The following is a 16,994-nucleotide window of genomic DNA, read 5'->3' as shown; positions in this document are numbered from 1 at the left end:
GTATAACGAATGCCCATCAGATGAGTAAATGCTCAAGAGGTTGCACGCAACCACCTGATTTCCCGAATTAATCGCCGAACGGTCAAATGGCGTTGTTTTGAGTCAACGGTGTGTAGCCGCTGCGGACCACCGCGCTGAGCAGTACAGCGACCTCTGCGGAGGTGCCAATTACCTTTGTTCGCCCAGCAACAGTCAATCAACAGACTGTTGTTTCAGAAACCACGCTGCCTCTGTTCTGCCCCGCAAATACGGCAAAACGGCGGCCTCTGGCCAATGGCACAAAGCCTGCAATATTCCAATCAAGCAGACCGATTCGCTCCGACTGCTGATTTCGTCATAAGCAGCCGTGCGCAGCTTCCGCCCCTTGATTGGACACTTACCCATGACCGCATTTTCCCGTCTGCCCACTTCCTTCAAACTGCTCGCCGTTGCTCTTGCCCTGACGCTACTGCCGCACGCCCAGGCTGCCGAGGCGCCACCTGCCGAGGTGCATCTCGATTACGCCTACTACTCGCCGGTCAGTCTGGTGCTCAAGCATTTTGGCTGGCTGGAAAAGGCGCTGCCACAGAGCAACGTCAGCTGGGTGTTCAGCCAGGGCAGCAACCGCTCGCTGGAGTACCTCAACAGCGGTGGCGTCGACTTCGCTTCCTCCGCCAGTCTTTCAGCGGTACTGGCGCGGGCCAATGGCAGCCCGATCAAATCGGTTTATGTCTACAGCCGCGCCGAATGGACCGCCCTGGTGGTGCGCAAGGACTCGACGCTGCAGAGCGTTGCCGATCTCAAGGGCAAGAAAATCGCCGCCACCAAAGGCACCGACCCTTACCTGTTCACCCTGCGCGCCTTGCAGCAGGCGAAGCTGACCAAGGACGACGTCGAACTCTTGCATCTGCAGCACCCGGATGGCCGCATTGCGCTGGAGAAAGGCGACGTCGATGCCTGGGCGGGGCTCGATCCGCACATGGCGGCAAGCGAAATTCAGTCCGGCTCGCGCTTGCTGTACCGCAACAAGGACTTCAACAGCTTTGGCGTCGTCAGCGTGACCGAGCGCTATGCGAAGGAGCACCCGGAAGCGATCAAAACCGTCCTTGGCGCGTACGAAAAAGCCCGGGAGTGGTCGCTGAAACATCCGGACGAGCTGGCGCAATTGCTCGCCACCGAGTCAGGCCTGCCGCTGGATGTCGCCAAACTGCAATTGACCCGCACTGACCTCGGCAGCCCCCTGCTGACCGACAAGGACGTCACCGCCTCGAAGGCCGCCGCGCCGATTCTGGTTTCCGAAGGGCTGGTGCGCAAAGGCACGAACGTCGACCAGGTCATCGACCAATTGATCGACCCTAGTTTCGGCAACGCGATCGACGTCCAGCCATGAGCAACACGCGGGGCAGCCAAGCCAGTGGCAGCAGTATCGGAAACAGCGCCAGCCCCAGGGCTCAGGCGTTGAAGGACGAGGCATCTGACGCGCCACCGGTTGTGCGGCAAGCCCATGGGAATTGGCGGACCCGCTTGAAGGGCCTTGCCGTGCCGGTGGCTATTTTGCTCTTGCTGGAAGTCGCCGTACGGGTGGGCTGGGTGCAGTCCTACCAGATGCCGGCCCCCAGCGAGATTGCAACGACCCTGACTGATCTGGCCGACGGCGCGCTGTGGAAACACATCGGCGCCAGCCTGACGCGGGTGCTGTCGGGGTTCGCGATCGGCGCGGGGCTGGGGCTGGTGTTTGCGGCGTGGGTCGGACTCAGCCGCGAGGCGGAAGCGTATCTGGAGCCGACGTTCGCCGGCCTGCGCTCCATCCCGAGCCTGGCCTGGGTGCCACTGTTGCTGTTGTGGCTGGGGATCGGCGAGACCTCCAAGATTGTGTTGATTGCCATTGGGGCGTTTTTCCCGGTGTACCTGAACGGCGTTGCGGCCATTCGCAATATCGATCGCAAGCTGGTGGAGGTGGGGACGTTGTATCGCTTCAGTCGGCGGCAGATGATCGTGCATGTGTTTTTGCCCGCCGCGCTGCCCGGTTTGTTCACCGGTTTGCGTTCGGGGTTGAGTCTGGCGTGGATGTTTCTGGTGGCGGCGGAATTGATCGCCGCGACGAAAGGGTTGGGTTATTTGCTGAGTGACGGGCGCGAGACGTCACGGCCCGATATTGTGCTGGCGGCGATCATTGTGTTGGCGGTGTTGGGCAAGCTGACCGATGGGGTGTTGGCGATGCTGGAACGGCGGTTCCTGGCCTGGCGGGATGCTTTTACAGGTTGAGATCAAGATCAAAATCTAAAGCGTCGGCCTAACGGCCTCGGTTTCGCCTTCGGCGAGTTACTTGGAAAAGCACCCCAAGTAACCAAGGGTGCTTGCTCTCGGTTGGGCCCTTCGTTCCTCAGGGTTCCTTCACTCCGGTCTCGCTCCGTGGGCCCGCTGCCATCCGCCATCCATGGCGGGGGGCAGCTCTCGCCGCATCCATGCGGCTCGGCCCACTCCACGAGACCTCCGTTCAGCCTGCACCAAAGTCGCGTTATGCGGTGCCTGAACTATCTCGGTTGAAGATCAAGATCAACAGCTTCCCGGCTGAAGCCGGTCCTACGTTTGGACCGCATACTCTCGCGCAATGAACGTGCCCACGCTCCGCGTGGGTATGCATCCCAGGACGCTCTGCGTCCATTCCCGGCTAAAGCCGGTCCCACTAAAGGCACCGCATACAACCTGTGGAATCGCCTCCAACGGTAGGACCGGCTTCAGCCGGGAAGCCCTTGATCTGCTTTTGATGTGCTTTTGATCTTCGTACACAAAATGCCCAGACACCGCGAATCGCGACTTGGGTGCAGGCTGAACGGAGGTCTCGTGGAGTGGGCCGAGCCGCATGGATGCGGCGAGAGCGCCGTCAGGACATGGATGTCCGTTCGGCGCGGGCCCACGGAGCGAGACCGGAGTGAAGGAACCCTGAGGAACGAAGGGCCAAACCGAGAGCAAGCACCCTTGGTTACTTGGGGTGCTTTTCCAAGTAACTCGCCGAAGGCGAAAAGTCTGCCCCCAGGCAGACGCTCTAGATCTAAAAACCACCAAAGGCGAAATATCTGCCGTTAGGCAGATGCCTTTAACAGCGTATTGACGCCAACCCCGAATCTGGTGTCTCCTGAAACCGGTTTCAGAGCCAAAGAGCTCTCCCCATAAGCCTGCTGATAAATCCAATAAGGTCCAGGCCGTGAACAGCATCTCCACCCCGACGCGCACCCGCGTCACCATGAACGACGTCGCCGACCTCGCCGGCGTCTCCAAGGCCAGCGTCTCGCGCTTCATCGGCGATGACCGCCAACTGCTGTCCGACGCCATCGCCAAACGCATCGAACAGGCCATCGACACCCTCGGCTATCGCCCCAACCAAATGGCCCGCGGCCTCAAACGCGGCCGCACCCGCCTGATCGGCATGCTCGTCGCCGACATCCGCAACCCCTACTCCATCGCCGTCATGCACGGCGTCGAAACCGCCTGCCGCAAGCACGGCTACAGCCTCGTCGTCTGCAACACCGACCGCGACGACGAACAGGAACGCCTGCACCTCGCGGCACTGCGCTCCTACAACATCGAAGGCCTGATCGTGAACACCCTCGGCCATCACCTCGACGAACTGCGCGAACTGCACCGCGAACTGCCGATGGTGCTGGTGGACCGCAAAGTCGATGAACTGCACAGCGATCTCGTCGGCCTCGACAACGTCGCGGCAGTCCGGCAAGCGCTGGATCATCTGCATGAAGCCGGATACCGCGACGTACTCATGGTCACCGAACCCCAGGACGGCACCAGTTCGCGGATCGAGCGGGTCGACGCCTTCAAACACCAAATCACTCAGCGCGCCGGCATGCGTGGCCAGGTCTGCGAAACCGGCGAACCACTGCGCGACCGATTGCGCGACTTCCTCGCGCAGCAAGGCCCCGGCCCAAAGGCCCTGTTCACTGCCAACGGCGTCGCCACCCTGATCACCACCCGTCAACTGCATGAGCTGGGCTGCCACCTGTTCAACGACATCGGCCTGATCGCCCTCGACGAGCTGGACTGGTACCCACTCGTCGGCAGCGGCATCACCTCCCTGGCGCAGCCCACCCACGAAATGGGCATCACCGCCTTCGAGTGCCTGCTGAACCGACTGCGTGGCGACCAGGAGCCGGTGCGGCTGTACGACTTCCCTGCACAGTTGGTCGCCCGCGGCTCGACCCGACGACAGACCTGACCGACCCAAACAGATACCGCAGGTCAACCCCTGCACGCCGACGCGAACTTTTACTCGGTTCGCTCGTTCGAACAAAAATGTAACCGGTTTCAGAGGACAATAATAATGACCCTACCATCCGTTGCCATCAGCCTCGGCGCCTTCGGTGCCGATCATGTACGCGGCCAAGGCCAGGCCAGTTTCATCCCGTTGCTGGTCAACGCTGGCGTCACGCGCATCGAGCTGCGGGAAGAGCTGTTCAGCCCCAGCGTCGACGACCAAGACCTCCCTGCCCTCGCCCGCGCCATCCAGACTCAAGGCCTGGAATGCCTGTACTCCGCTCCCCTTGAGTTGTGGCTCGAAGGCGACAGTCAGCCGAACCCCGGACTCATCCCGACCCTCGAACGCGCCACGGCGTGCGGTGCGTTCTGGCTCAAAGTATCGCTGGGGCATTTTGGCGAGCACTGCGACGTGGCGGCGCTGGCCTATCGTCTTGCACCCTTTGACGTTCACTTGCTGGTGGAAAACGATCAGACCGAGCAAGGCGGCCGCATCGAGCCCTTCGTTCGGTTCTTCGCGCAGATCACCGCGCTGCAAATGCCCATCGGCATGACCTTCGACATCGGCAACTGGCGCTGGCAGGAACAGTCCGCCCGCGACGCCGCACAGCAGCTGGGGCGTTACGTCGAGTACCTGCACTGCAAGGCAATCACCCGGAACGGGGCAGACAAGCTCATCGCCGTACCGCCAGCGCCGGCCGATCTGCAAGCGTGGGAACAGCTCATCCAGTACATGCCGGTAAACCTGCCCCGCGCCGTCGAATACCCGCTGCAAGGCGATGACCTGCTGCAAGTGACCCGCGATCAGGTTGCCCTGCTCGCCCGCCTTGGCCAGTCGCAGCCCACTCACTCCAACGCGAAGGAAACGGAGGCGCTGAGTCATGTCTGAGATCGATATTCTCTCGTTCGGTGAGACCATGACCATGCTGGTGGCCGCGCAAACCGGTGACCTGGCGCAGGTTCGCCACTTCGAGAAACGCATCGCCGGCGCCGACAGCAATGTGGCGATCGGGCTGTCTCGACTGGGCTTCAAAGTGGCGTGGCTAAGCCGGGTCGGCAACGATTCCATGGGCCGCTTCGTCACCGACAGCCTGCAACAGGAAGGCGTCGATTGCGGCCACGTCACCGTGGACGCCGCGCACCCCACCGGCTTTCAGTTCAAATCCCTGGAGCTGGAAGGCGCGGACCCTGTGGTCGAGTACTTCCGCCGCGGCTCGGCGGCCAGCCATCTGTCAGTCAACGACATCGTCCCCGAGCTGCTCAAGGCCCGGCATCTGCACGCCACGGGCATCCCGGCGGCGCTGTCCGACACCTGTCGGGAGCTTTCCCACGTGCTGATGACGCAAATGCGCGAGGCCGGCCGCAGCGTGTCGTTCGACCCCAATCTGCGGCCTTCGCTGTGGTCGAGCCAGGCGACGATGATCCGCGAAGTCAACCACCTTGCCAGCCACGCCCACTGGGTCATGCCGGGGCTGGCCGAGGGTGAATTGCTCACCGGTTTCGACACCCCGGCGGACATCGCCCGTTTCTACCTGGACATGGGCGTCGAGGCGGTGATCATCAAACTCGGCGCCAAGGGTGCGTATTACCGCACCCAACTCAATGAGGCGTTCCTGCCCGGAGTAACGGTGCCAAAGGTGGTCGACACCGTGGGCGCAGGCGACGGTTTTGCCGTCGGCGTGATCAGCGCGCTGCTCGAAAACCTCGGCTTCGAACAAGCCACTGCCCGGGGCAACTGGGTCGGCAGCCAGGCCGTGCAAAGCCGTGGCGACATGGAAGGCCTGCCCACCCGCGCCGCCCTCGATGCCGCCAACGTCTCGGCAGGCGCGCGACGACAGAGCGCCTGAACCTCGCGTTTACACATACCGAATCTCCATCACCTGCTGCGACAAAAACAACATGCTCAGGGAGCCTGAAATGGACAAGCTGCTCGAATCCGTGAAACACGCCGGCCTCAAACGTCGCTGGCTATTGATCATGCCCATCGTCTTCATCACCTACAGCCTGGCGTACCTGGACCGCGCCAACTATGGCTTCGCCGCTGCTTCGGGGATGGCCGAAGACCTGAATATCACCCCGGGCATGTCGTCCCTGCTGGGTGCGTTGTTTTTCCTCGGTTACTTCTTCTTCCAGGTGCCCGGCGCCATCTATGCGCAGAAGAAAAGCGTCAAGAAACTCATCTTCGTCAGCCTGATTCTGTGGGGCGGCCTGGCCACCCTGACCGGCATCGTCTCCAACGCCTACATGCTGATCGGCATCCGCTTCATGCTCGGTGTGGTCGAAGCGGCCGTCATGCCGGCGATGCTGGTGTACCTCTGCTACTGGTTCACCAAGGCCGAACGCTCGCGGGCCAATACCGTGCTGATTCTCGGCAACCCGGTGACGATGCTGTGGATGTCGGTGGTGTCCGGCTATCTGGTGGCGCACTTCAGCTGGCGCTGGATGTTCATCGTTGAAGGCCTGCCGGCGGTGATCTGGGCGTTTATCTGGTGGCGTCTGGTGGACGAGCGTCCGGCCCAGGCCAAGTGGCTGACCGCTGAAGAAAAGACCGAACTGCAAGCGCGCCTCGACGCCGAACAGGTCGGCATCAAGCCGGTGAAGAACTACGCCGAAGCCTTCCGCTCGCCACGCGTGCTGCTGCTGGCCGCGCAGTATTTCTGCTGGAGCATCGGCGTTTACGGCTTTGTGCTGTGGCTGCCGACGATCATCAAGAAAGGCATGCAGATGGACATGGTCGAAGCCGGCTGGCTTTCTGCCTTGCCGTATCTGGCGGCGGTGATCGGCATGGTGCTGGTGTCGTGGGCGTCCGATAAAACCCAGAAGCGCAAAGCGTTTGTCTGGCCGCCGCTGCTGCTGGCCGCCGTTGCGTTCTACGGCTCGTATGCGCTGGGCACCGAGCATTTCTGGTGGTCGTACTCGCTGCTGGTCATTGCCGGTGCCTGCATGTACGCGCCCTACGGTCCGTTCTTCGCCATCGTCCCGGAAATCCTCCCGGCCAACGTCGCGGGCGGCGCCATGGCCTTGATCAACAGCCTCGGCGCGCTGGGTTCCTTCGCCGGTTCCTACCTCGTCGGCTACCTCAACGGCGTCACCGGCACCTTGAGCGCGTCGTACCTGTTCATGAGCGGCGCGCTGCTGGTGTCGGTGGTGCTGACGCTGCTGCTCAAGCCGGACAGCAAGCCCCGGCCGCTGAGCGACAAGCCTGGCGTCGGTCCTGCGCCTGCCCATTCCTGATCCGGAGCCCTTCGATGACTCACCATGTTGTGCTGTACAAAAAACTCTCGGCGCCTTTGATGGAGCGCCTGCAAGCCCAGGCCGAGGTCACGCTGATCGACGATCCGAAATCCAGCGACGGCCTGGCCCGCCTGCGCGACGCCCTGCCCCGCGCCGATGCCCTGCTCGGCGCGAGCGTGAAGCTGGATGCCGAGCTGCTGGACCTGGCGCCGAAGCTCAAGGCGGTGTCCAGCGTCTCGGTGGGCGTCGACAACTACGACATCGAGTACCTGACCCGGCGCGGCATTCTGCTCACCAACACCCCGGACGTGCTGACTGAAACCACCGCTGACACCGGTTTCGCGCTGATCATGGCCACGGCCCGTCGGGTGGTGGAGCTGGCCAATATGGTTCGCGACGGCCAGTGGAAACAGAACGTCGGACCGAAGCATTTCGGCTCAGATGTGCATGGCAAGACGTTGGGGATCATCGGTATGGGCCGGATTGGCGAAGCGGTCGCGCAACGGGGCCATTTCGGTTTCGGGATGCCGGTGATCTATCACAGTCACTCACCGAAGCCGGCGGTGGAAGCGCGCTTTGAGGCCCGCTATCGCAGCCTGGAGGACCTGTTGCGCGAAGCTGATTTTGTCTGCCTGACCGTGCCGCTGACCGCTGAAACCGAGGGACTGATTGGCACGGAACAATTTGCGCAGATGCGCCCGGAGACGATCTTCATCAACATCGCCCGGGGCAAAGTGGTGGACGAGCAGGCGATGATTGCCGCGCTGCAGAACGGCCAGATCCGCGCGGCAGGTCTGGACGTCTTTGAACAGGAGCCCGTGAGCCCGGACTCGCCGCTACTGAGGATGGACAACGTGGTGGCAACCCCCCACATGGGCTCGGCGACCCACGAGACCCGCGAGGCCATGGCCCGCTGTGCCGTGGACAACCTGCTGGCGGCCCTGGCAGGCGAGCGACCGAAGGATCTGGTCAATCCTGCTGCGTGGCATGGCTGACATCTACCCGGTGGGATCAGGTAATGCTCGCGAACTTAGCCCGTGCGCAGAAACGCGGCGTTGCGACCCTATTCGCGAGCAAGCTCGCTCCCACACGATTCCGCCGGTCCTTGAGACCTGTGACCTTCACCAAATCAGCCGCTTAGACCACAAACTTCGCCACCATTGCTTTCAGGTCCACCGCCAGTCGTGACAGTTCCTGGCTGGCCGCGCTGGTCTGGTTCGCGCCGGCCGCCGTCTGCGCTGCGAGGTCGCGGATGTTGACCAGATTGCGGTCGACTTCCCTCGACACCTGCGCCTGTTCTTCCGATGCGCTGGCGATCACCAGGTTGCGTTCGTTGATCTGCGCAATGGCTTCGGTGATCAGCTCCAGTGCATCACCCGCCGAACTGGCCAGGCTGAGCGTGGTGCGGGTGCTCTCGGTGTTGCGCGACATGGATTGCACGGCGTCGCCGGTGCGGGTCTGAATGCCGGCGACCATCTGTTCGATTTCCGTGGTCGATTGCGCGGTGCGGTGGGCCAGCGCGCGGACTTCGTCGGCGACCACGGCAAACCCGCGACCCGCCTCCCCCGCACGCGCGGCCTCGATGGCCGCGTTGAGGGCCAGCAGGTTGGTCTGCTCGGCAATCGAGCGAATCACGTCCAGCACCTTACCGATGTCACGCCCCTGGGCAGCAAGCCCCTCGACCAGCCCGGAGGTGGCCTGTATCTGCTGGGCCATGTCCTGAATCGACCTAACCGTCTCGATGACCCGTTCACGCCCTTGACGCGCGGTCTGGTTGGACTGCTGTGACGCTTCGGACGTCGACACCGCGTTGCGCGCGACCTCCTCGACGGCGGCCGTCATCTCGTTGACCGCCGTTGCCGCCTGCTCGATCTCGTTGTTCTGCTGTTGCAAACCGCGCGAGGACTCTTCTGTCACCGCGCTCAGTTCCTCGGCCGCCGAGGCCAGTTGCGTGGACGAGCCGGAAATCAGCTCGATGGTCTGGCGCAGATTGCGCTGCATTGTTGCCAGGGCGCGCAACAGCAGGGTCGCTTCGTCCTTGCCGTCGACTTCGATGGACCGGGTCAGATCGCCCGATGAAATTTCTTCTGCGGCACGAACCGCTCGGCTCATCGGGTTGACGATACTTCGGGTGAGCACCCACGCCAACAGGATGGTGAGCAGGACGGCGACCGCTGACACCGCAATCATGCTCAGGTTGGCGCTTTCATATTCCTGTCTGGAAATCTCTCCCGCTTCCGTGGCGCTCTTCGTGTTGATGGCGATCAACTGATTGATCTGCGCACCCATGAGATCAGTGGCTTCCTTCATGCGGGTGTTGATCAACGCGCGCATGTCATCAACCTTGTCTTGATGGGACAAATCCAGCACGTTGGCCTGAATGCCAAGGAACGTCGCCAGCGTGGCTTCAAACTGGTTGTAAAGCGCCAGCTCATCCGCCTCGGCCGGCAGTGCGGCGTAGGCTTTTTTGGCAGCCTGCAACTTACCGATCAGTTCAGCGATCCGTGCATCGGTTTCACGCAGCGACGCCGGTTCCCGGTTGACCAGCGTGCGAAACGAGGTGATGCGCAAGCGCAGGCTGTTCTCCAGCATCCCGGTTAAATGGCCGATACTCGGCAGTTGGTTGGACTCCATGTCAATGGTGGCCTGGCGAATCTGCGCCATCCGGTGGACCGAGAAAACGCTCAAGCCAATGACCAGCGCGGCAATGAAAGCGAATCCCAGGAATGCGCGAGGCGCAATGTTCATGTTTCTTATCGACATGGATGATCTCTCTGGAAGGCTGATACTGCATGGCGTCTTTTATTGTCACTCGTCCTGTTATCGGCAGCCCCTTAACTTTCATGCGAAGGCTTTAAACGTTTAGAGAGATATATTTATGGTAGCCAACTTTGTACGAGAGTTTTTAGATAGCTATAACGATTCAGCCTTTGTTTAAACATGCGCCTGGATATAAGCGTCACATGACAAAGATCAACTAAAGATGAAATTTCCCATCGGCCGGGATTTATTTACCGACACGGTCTAAACGCGGTGCTACCTTTACCTGACCCTTGGTCTGGGTGCCGGGCTTGGCCAAGCGACGTGTCGATCGCTACCGAAGCCTGGACAGACCTGCCGTTTTCCTACCCTGCGGAGCTTGTGAAGTGCTCGATTGAACGAGGTGGGTCCATGAACAAAGTCACGTTCCCGAACGCCTGCCAGCTGATGCGCTGGCATTTTCATCCGGTGGGCTTCGAAGCCAACATGGATGCACCCGGCAGTATGGTGGCCCGCCTGTTCGACAGGGCCAGCGGCGAGACGGTGATCGCCATCGCCGCCATCCCCTGCGCCACCGTGATGAATGCGACGGATGTCGAGCGCATCATCGAGGCCATCGAACTGGAGATCGAAACCTTCATTCCGAGACGCTCGCTGTACATCAATCGGGCCTGAAGGCCTGGGCGTCATGCTCTATTCGACTGAAGTGCCGAGTGACGTGCTCAACGAAGTGCTGAGTGAAGCAGCGCCTCGGCGATCATCGAAAAACGGCTTGTCCCCTGCAACCCTCGCCGACGCGCGCGGGATGCTTGCATCGTCGTTACCCGCGGGGTCGATAAACCAGTAGCAGTGACGAACCGCGCGGGTGATGGCGACATAGGCCAGACGCAACACTTCATCTTTCTGCGCGTTGTCGAACGCTTCCAGATCCCCTTCCCGGCCCAGCCCCGCCAGCTGATAGACCTGATTCTTGTACGGCGACTGCGTCAGATGCTGACAATCGCCGAGCAGAAACACCGCGTCGGCCTGCAGGCCCTTGGCGCTGTGGTAGGTCAGTTGCTTCAGGCGACGTTCCTGGGGCGGCAACCGGTAATCGGCATCGGCGAGGGCCTGCAAGGCTTCCGGCAAGCGGCTGCGTTCACTGCCTTTGCGGTACAGCAGCAGCACCGAGTCGCCGGCATTGTAATGTTCCGTCAGGCTGGCGAGCAGCCGGTCATCGTCGCGGTCCAGTACGGTCACCGGCAGCAGCGCCTGCTCGGCGCCGCTCGCGCGGGCCTTCTTGCCGCTGATGGCCGGCGCGGCGCGTACGATGTGTTCGGCGGCGTCGATGATGTGCTGGTGGCTGCGGAAGTTGTCGCTGAGCATGACCTTGGTGGTCGCGGGGGAGGAAAACTCCTTGGCAAACTCCATGAAGAATTTCGGCGAACTGCCGCGCCAGCCGTAGATCGATTGCCAGTCATCGCCCACGCACAGCAGCGATGAACGCTGGGCGCCACGCCCGACATGCAGCGCCGGGCCACGACTGCGGATCTCGCGCAGGCTGGCGCGGATCCACGAGACGATCTGCGGCGAGACGTCCTGGAACTCATCGATCATCAAATGCGACAGCGGTCGCAGCCCCGCGTCGCTGACCAGCTTGAGGTTTTCGGGCGAGTTTTCACCGAACAGCGAGAACATCCGGTTGTAGGTCATTACCGGCGGCGATTGATCCAGCAGGTGATTCTCGAAGGCCTTCCAGAACAGGCTGAGCGCCTCGAAGAAAAACCGGTCGGGGTCCTTATCCGAGAAGCTCATCTGCGCCACGGCGTCCGGCACGTCCAGCCCGAGGTTCTCGATGAAGCTGGCAGCGGCGACAAAACAGTCCAGCAGCGGCGCCGTGCTCAGCTCGCCTTTGACCTTGTAATCGAAGCCCGGCCCCGCCACGGCCGCGCCGGACAACGACTGCATCATGCCCCGCGAGGCCTGGTAGTTTTCCAGCCAGATGACCGGCTTGCGGCAAAACGCCTGAAACAGCGTGCGCTTGATCACCCACTCGGCCCACACCGGCAGCTTGGCGTCCGGGCGGCGCAGGTGCTGGTCTTCGCTGGGGTCGAAACCGAGGACGATCCAGGCATCCAGCTCGGCGGCATACCCGTGGACGTGGAAGGTCAGGCCGCTGACTTCGACGGTCTGGCGCATCGGCTCGACGCCCTGGATCGGCCAGGCGCCAGCGCGAATCCACAGGTCTTCAATGACGTCGCACAGTTCCTCGTCGCGCTTGGACGACAGGCCCATCACGGTGATGCGCTTCTGCACGTCCGGGTGATCGCGGTCCAGCTCCTTGAGTTGCAGGGACTGCCGGTACAGGGGCGCCATGACGTCACGAAAGCGTGAATTGGCGGCGTACAGATCGCGGTAACACAGGTTCAACTGCTGGCGCTGGGCGTCATTAATACGCAGGTCGAATGGGTTGCTGTCGGCGCTGTCGTCGAAGAGCTGGCCGGACTGGCTGCTGAGGTTCTCGAAGGCCTGCAACTGCTCGAAACCCGGCAGGCTGCGCACCAGCGGCAGGATGCGCGAATGGAACGTGCGCACCACCTCGCGGGCCTGACGCAGGGTCAGGTCATGGCCCCACAGCGCCATGATCTCGATGAGTTTGTGGATGAAATCCTTGCGCGACTCGCGGGTGAAGGTGACCACGGTCATGGCGTCCAGCTCGAAGCCCAGGTAGTGATTGAGCAGCAGCACGCGCAACACCAGCGAGGTCGATTTGCCTGCCCCGGCACCGGCAATCACGTAGGTCGACGGCGTGTCGCTGAAAATCATCTTCCACTGGGCGGCGGTCGGTTGCGCGTGAGCGGGCAGCTTCTCGGCGACGTCAGCCTTGATGCGCTTTTTCAACTCGTTGGTCAGTGGCAGGCGCCAGTCGTCGAACAGGTGATCGTCAACCCGCGGACCGCGGTGCTCAAGGGGCCGGGTGTCGCGAATCACCAGCACCTGCCGGCCTTCTTCGATGCCATCCAGATGCCCCTCGGCGTAACCCTCGTTCATGCCCTCGGCATGGCCGTTGAGGTAGCCATCGGCGTGGCCCTGGTGCCACGACGGCACGTGCTGCGCCTGCATGCGCGACAGACCGCCGCCCATCATGCGGGCCATGAGCCGTTTGAAGAACGGCAGGCGTTCGGGGGTGTTGAGGTCAGGCGGCAGTGAGTTGGGCTCGTTGGGTAGCTCGGCGGAAAAATCGTGCGGCACGCGGGCTCCGGGTATCGGGTTATCGACAGGGCACCTATGGTCGCCCCATTCGTCTTTCAGAACCAGTGAAATGCTTTGCCGTCAGGGAGTTAGCCGATAAAGGGCAACGGGTTTATAGCGTGTAAGAACGGCTAAATATCTAATTAACCGATTGCATTCATGCAGAACTTACGCTTTTTATCGATAATTAGCTGATAGATCATGGCCCCATCGACTAACAAGTCATCACCAGCGGCGCCCTGCCACAGGCCCGGCCCTGCTACGGAGGAAGTGATCATGCTGCAACTTCGACCTTTCAAATCCCTTGGCGGCGCCGACCACGGCTGGCTGAACGCCCATCACCATTTTTCGTTCGCCAGTTACTACGACGAGAGCCGCATGAACTGGGGCCAGCTGCGGGTGTGGAACGATGATGTGATCGAAGCCGGGACGGGCTTCCCGCGTCACCCGCACCGGGACATGGAGATCATCACGTATGTTCGTGAGGGCGCCATTACTCACGAGGACAGCCTGGGCAACCGTGGCCGTACCGAGGGGGGTGATGTGCAGGTGATGAGTGCCGGCACGGGGGTGGCGCACAGTGAATACAATCTGGAGTCGAAGGAGACGCGGATTTTCCAGATCTGGATCATGCCGGACGAGGTCGGTGCTCCGCCGTCCTGGGGCGCCAAGCCATTCCCGAAAGGCGACCGCGAGGGCTTTGTGACGCTGGCGAGCGGCAAGGCGGACGATGATATCGAGCTGCGGATTCGGGCCAATGCCCGGTTGGTGGCGGCGAATCTGAAGGCCGGGGAGTCGGCTGAGTATGTGCTGGATGCTGGCCGCCGGGCGTATCTGGTGCCTGCGACGGGTGTTATTGAGGTCAATGGTCTCCGTGCCGAAGCGCGAGATGGTGTGGCGGTTGAGGATGAGCGTGTGTTGCGGGTGACGGCCCTCGAAGACAGCGAAATCGTCCTCGTGGATGTCGCTTGAAAAGCGGTAGATCAAGATCAAGGGCGTCTGCCTAAGGGCAGACTGTTTCGCCTTCGGCGAGTTACTTGGAAAAGCACCCCAAGTAACCAAGGGTGCTTGCTCCTGGTTGGGCTCCTCCTTCGTCGGAGTACCCTCACTCCGGTCCCGCTCCGTGGGCCCGCGCCGAACGGACATCCCTGTCCTGACGGCGCTCTCGCCGCATCCATGCGGCTCGACCCACTCCGCGAAACCTGCGTTCAGCCTGCACCCAAGTCGCGATTGGCGGTGTTTGGGATTTTTGTGTAAGAAGATCAAGAGCAGATCAAGGGCAGATGCAGGTCAAAAGCTTCCCGGCTGAAGCCGGTCATACAGGACACCGCGTGTATTCAGTGGAACCGGCTTTAGCCGGGAATGGACGCGGAGCGTCCCGAGATGCATGCCCACGCGGAGCGTGGGCACGATCAACAAAGCAACGCGTGCAATCGATGGAATTGGCGCGGACTGTAGGACCGGCTTTAGCCGGGAAGCTTTTGATCTGTACTTGATCTTGATTTGATCTTCTTCCGCGATGGCTCAAACACCACAAATCGCGACTTGGGTGCAGGCCGAACGCAGACGGCGCGCAGTGGGCCGAGCGGCATGGATGCCGCGAGAGCGCTGCTAGGACATGGATGTCCGTTCGGCGCGGGCCCACGGAGCGTCGTCGGAGTGAGGGAACTCCGACGAAGGAGGAGCCCAACCGGGAGCACTAGCCCTTGGTTACTTGGGGCTTTATCAAGTAACTCGCCGAAGGCGAAACGTCTGCCCTTAGGCAGACGCTCTTGATCTTCGTACGCCACAGCGCAGGTTTAACCGGGGACAGATTTATTTACGGTGGAGCGCTGTAAATAAATCAGTCCCCTACACACTTTCAAGGCGCTATAGCGCCGTCAACGAGCACTTGCGCCTCAGCCACCAGACGCTTGAGGTGATCCTCGCCCTTGAAGCTCTCGGCATAGATCTTGTAAATATCCTCAGTCCCCGACGGCCGCGCAGCAAACCAGCCATTCTCGGTAATGACCTTCAGGCCACCGATCGCCTGATCATTGCCCGGCGCCTTGCTCAGGATGCTTTCGATCTTCTCCCCCGCCAGCTCCGTCGATGTCACCTGCTCCGGCGACAGCTTGCTCAACAGCGCCTTCTGCTCGAAGTTCGCCTTCGCCTCAAAGCGGGTCGAGACCGGCTCGCCCAACTCATCGGTCAACGCCTTGTACATCTCGCTCGGATCGCGCCCTTTGCGCGCGCGGATTTCCGCGGCCAGCAATGCCGGAATCAAACCATCCTTGTCCGTCGTCCAGACCGTCCCGTCGCGGCGCAGGAACGACGCACCGGCGCTTTCTTCACCGCCAAAGCCCAGCGAACCCTCGTACAAACCTTCGGCGAAGAACTTGAAGCCCACCGGCACTTCATACAGGCGGCGGCCCAGACGCTGGGTCACGCGATCAATCATCCCGCTACTGACCACGGTCTTGCCGACGGCCGCGTCTGCGCGCCAATCGGGACGGTTCTGGAACAGGTAATCGATGGACACCGCCAGGTAATTGTTCGGCGCCAGCAAGCCACCGGTTGGCGTCACGATGCCGTGGCGGTCATGGTCCGGGTCGCAGGCGAAGGCCACCTGGAAGCGATCTTTCAGGCCGATCAGGCTCTGCATGGCGAAATTGGACGACGGGTCCATGCGGATCTTGCCGTCCCAGTCCACGCTCATGAAGCGGAAGGTCGGATCAACGAATTTGTTCACCACGTCCAGATTCAGGCCGTAATGCTCACCGATCGCCGACCAGTAACGCACGCCCGCGCCACCCAGGGGATCAACGCCCAAGCGCAGGTTGGCGCCACGAATGGCGTCCATGTCGATGACGTTTTTCAGGTCCGCCACGTAGGTGTTGATGTAGTCATGGCGATGGGTGGTGTCGGCGCGCAGGGCTTTTTCGTGGGTGATGCGCTGGACGTTGACGATGCGCTCGGCCAGCAATTCGTTGGCTTTGTTCTCGATCCACTTGGTGATGTGCGAGTCAGCCGGGCCGCCGTTGGTGGGGTTGTACTTGAAGCCGCCGCTTTCCGGCGGGTTGTGCGAAGGGGTGATGACGATGCCGTCGGCCAGACCGGTCGTGCGCCCGCGGTTGTAGCAGATGATGGCGTGGGAAATCGCCGGCGTCGGGGTGTATTCGTCGCCCTCGGAAATCATCACGTTGACGCCGTTGGCCGCCAGCACTTCCAGCGCCGAAGCGGCCGCCGGGGTCGACAGGGCGTGGGTGTCGGCGCCGAGGAACAGCGGGCCGTCGATGCCGTTGGCCTGACGGTACAGGCAGATCGCCTGACTGATGGCCAGCACGTGCCACTCGTTGAAGCTCAATTCGAAAGAGCTGCCGCGGTGCCCGGAGGTACCGAAGGCAACACGCTGGGTCGCCACCGACGCATCGGGCTGGCCGGTGTAATAGGCCGTCACCAGACGAGGAAGATCGACCAGCAATTCTGCAGGCGCCAATTTGCCCGCGAATGGACTGATACTCATGCGAAACCTCCGTGGATGA

The 16,994-nt window shown here is 61.8% G+C and carries 12 protein-coding genes; 9 read left to right on the top strand and 3 right to left on the bottom strand.

Translation table 11 applies throughout. The annotated features are described in order from the left end of the window. The first annotated feature begins 382 nt into the window (after positions 1-382). The 7 genes from SLW75_RS02565 (at position 383) to SLW75_RS02535 (ending at position 8,474) form a co-directional block, all read left to right on the top strand. Entirely contained in the window at positions 383-1,369 is a 987-nt protein-coding gene (locus tag SLW75_RS02565; protein WP_410933452.1) for an aliphatic sulfonate ABC transporter substrate-binding protein, read from the top strand. Next, positions 1,366-2,244 carry an ABC transporter permease gene (locus SLW75_RS02560; protein ID WP_410933451.1) on the top strand — a complete coding sequence of 293 codons (879 nt, stop codon included), beginning with the start codon at positions 1,366-1,368 and terminating at the stop codon, positions 2,242-2,244. The genes SLW75_RS02565 and SLW75_RS02560 overlap by 4 nt, the downstream gene beginning before the upstream one ends. Positions 2,245-3,223: 979 nt before the next feature. After that, a complete protein-coding gene (locus SLW75_RS02555) occupies positions 3,224-4,207 on the top strand; it encodes a LacI family DNA-binding transcriptional regulator (protein WP_410933792.1) in 984 nt (327 codons plus the stop codon). Positions 4,208-4,312: 105 nt separating this feature from the next. Next, positions 4,313-5,134, top strand: coding sequence for a sugar phosphate isomerase/epimerase family protein (locus SLW75_RS02550; protein ID WP_410933450.1), 822 nt, complete (start codon positions 4,313-4,315; stop codon positions 5,132-5,134). Beyond that, complete coding sequence (locus SLW75_RS02545; protein ID WP_410933449.1) at positions 5,127-6,092, top strand: sugar kinase; 966 nt, start codon at positions 5,127-5,129, stop codon at positions 6,090-6,092. Before SLW75_RS02550 ends, SLW75_RS02545 begins: the two co-directional genes overlap by 8 nt. Positions 6,093-6,162: 70 nt before the next feature. Continuing rightward, entirely contained in the window at positions 6,163-7,479 is a 1,317-nt protein-coding gene (locus SLW75_RS02540) for an MFS transporter (protein ID WP_065990347.1), read from the top strand. A 14-nt stretch (positions 7,480-7,493) separates the two neighbouring features. Continuing rightward, positions 7,494-8,474 (top strand): 2-hydroxyacid dehydrogenase, encoded by a 981-nt coding sequence (locus tag SLW75_RS02535; protein WP_410933448.1) that lies wholly within the window; start codon positions 7,494-7,496, stop codon positions 8,472-8,474. A gap of 142 nt (positions 8,475-8,616) precedes the next feature. On the opposite strand, the gene SLW75_RS02530 is transcribed toward SLW75_RS02535, so the two are convergent. Next, complete coding sequence (locus SLW75_RS02530; RefSeq protein WP_410933447.1) at positions 8,617-10,242, bottom strand: methyl-accepting chemotaxis protein; 1,626 nt, start codon at positions 10,240-10,242, stop codon at positions 8,617-8,619. 408 nt (positions 10,243-10,650) lie between these two features. On the opposite strand from SLW75_RS02530, the gene SLW75_RS02525 reads away from it, so the two are divergent. Continuing rightward, a complete protein-coding gene (locus SLW75_RS02525; protein WP_410933446.1) occupies positions 10,651-10,914 on the top strand; it encodes a DUF1652 domain-containing protein in 264 nt (87 codons plus the stop codon). Positions 10,915-10,932: 18 nt separating this feature from the next. On the opposite strand, the gene SLW75_RS02520 is transcribed toward SLW75_RS02525, so the two are convergent. Beyond that, on the bottom strand, positions 10,933-13,374 hold the full coding sequence (locus SLW75_RS02520; protein WP_410933791.1) for a UvrD-helicase domain-containing protein: 2,442 nt from the start codon (positions 13,372-13,374) through the stop codon (positions 10,933-10,935). Between the two features lie 372 nt (positions 13,375-13,746). Here SLW75_RS02520 and SLW75_RS02515 point away from each other — a divergent pair, with 372 nt between their 5' ends. After that, entirely contained in the window at positions 13,747-14,442 is a 696-nt protein-coding gene (locus SLW75_RS02515; RefSeq protein WP_410933445.1) for a pirin family protein, read from the top strand. An 889-nt stretch (positions 14,443-15,331) separates the two neighbouring features. Here SLW75_RS02515 and pgm read toward each other — a convergent pair. Beyond that, the gene (gene pgm, locus SLW75_RS02510; protein WP_410933444.1) at positions 15,332-16,975 is read right to left on the bottom strand and encodes a phosphoglucomutase (alpha-D-glucose-1,6-bisphosphate-dependent); all 1,644 of its coding nucleotides are present in this window, start codon (positions 16,973-16,975) and stop codon (positions 15,332-15,334) included. Positions 16,976-16,994 lie beyond the last annotated feature (19 nt).

It is taken from the genome of Pseudomonas sp. W5-01, assembly GCF_046540435.1.
GTDB lineage: Bacteria > Pseudomonadota > Gammaproteobacteria > Pseudomonadales > Pseudomonadaceae > Aquipseudomonas > Aquipseudomonas graminis_B.
Note: the sequence above shows the minus strand (reverse complement) of the source record. Positions and strands in the feature narration are given on the sequence as shown.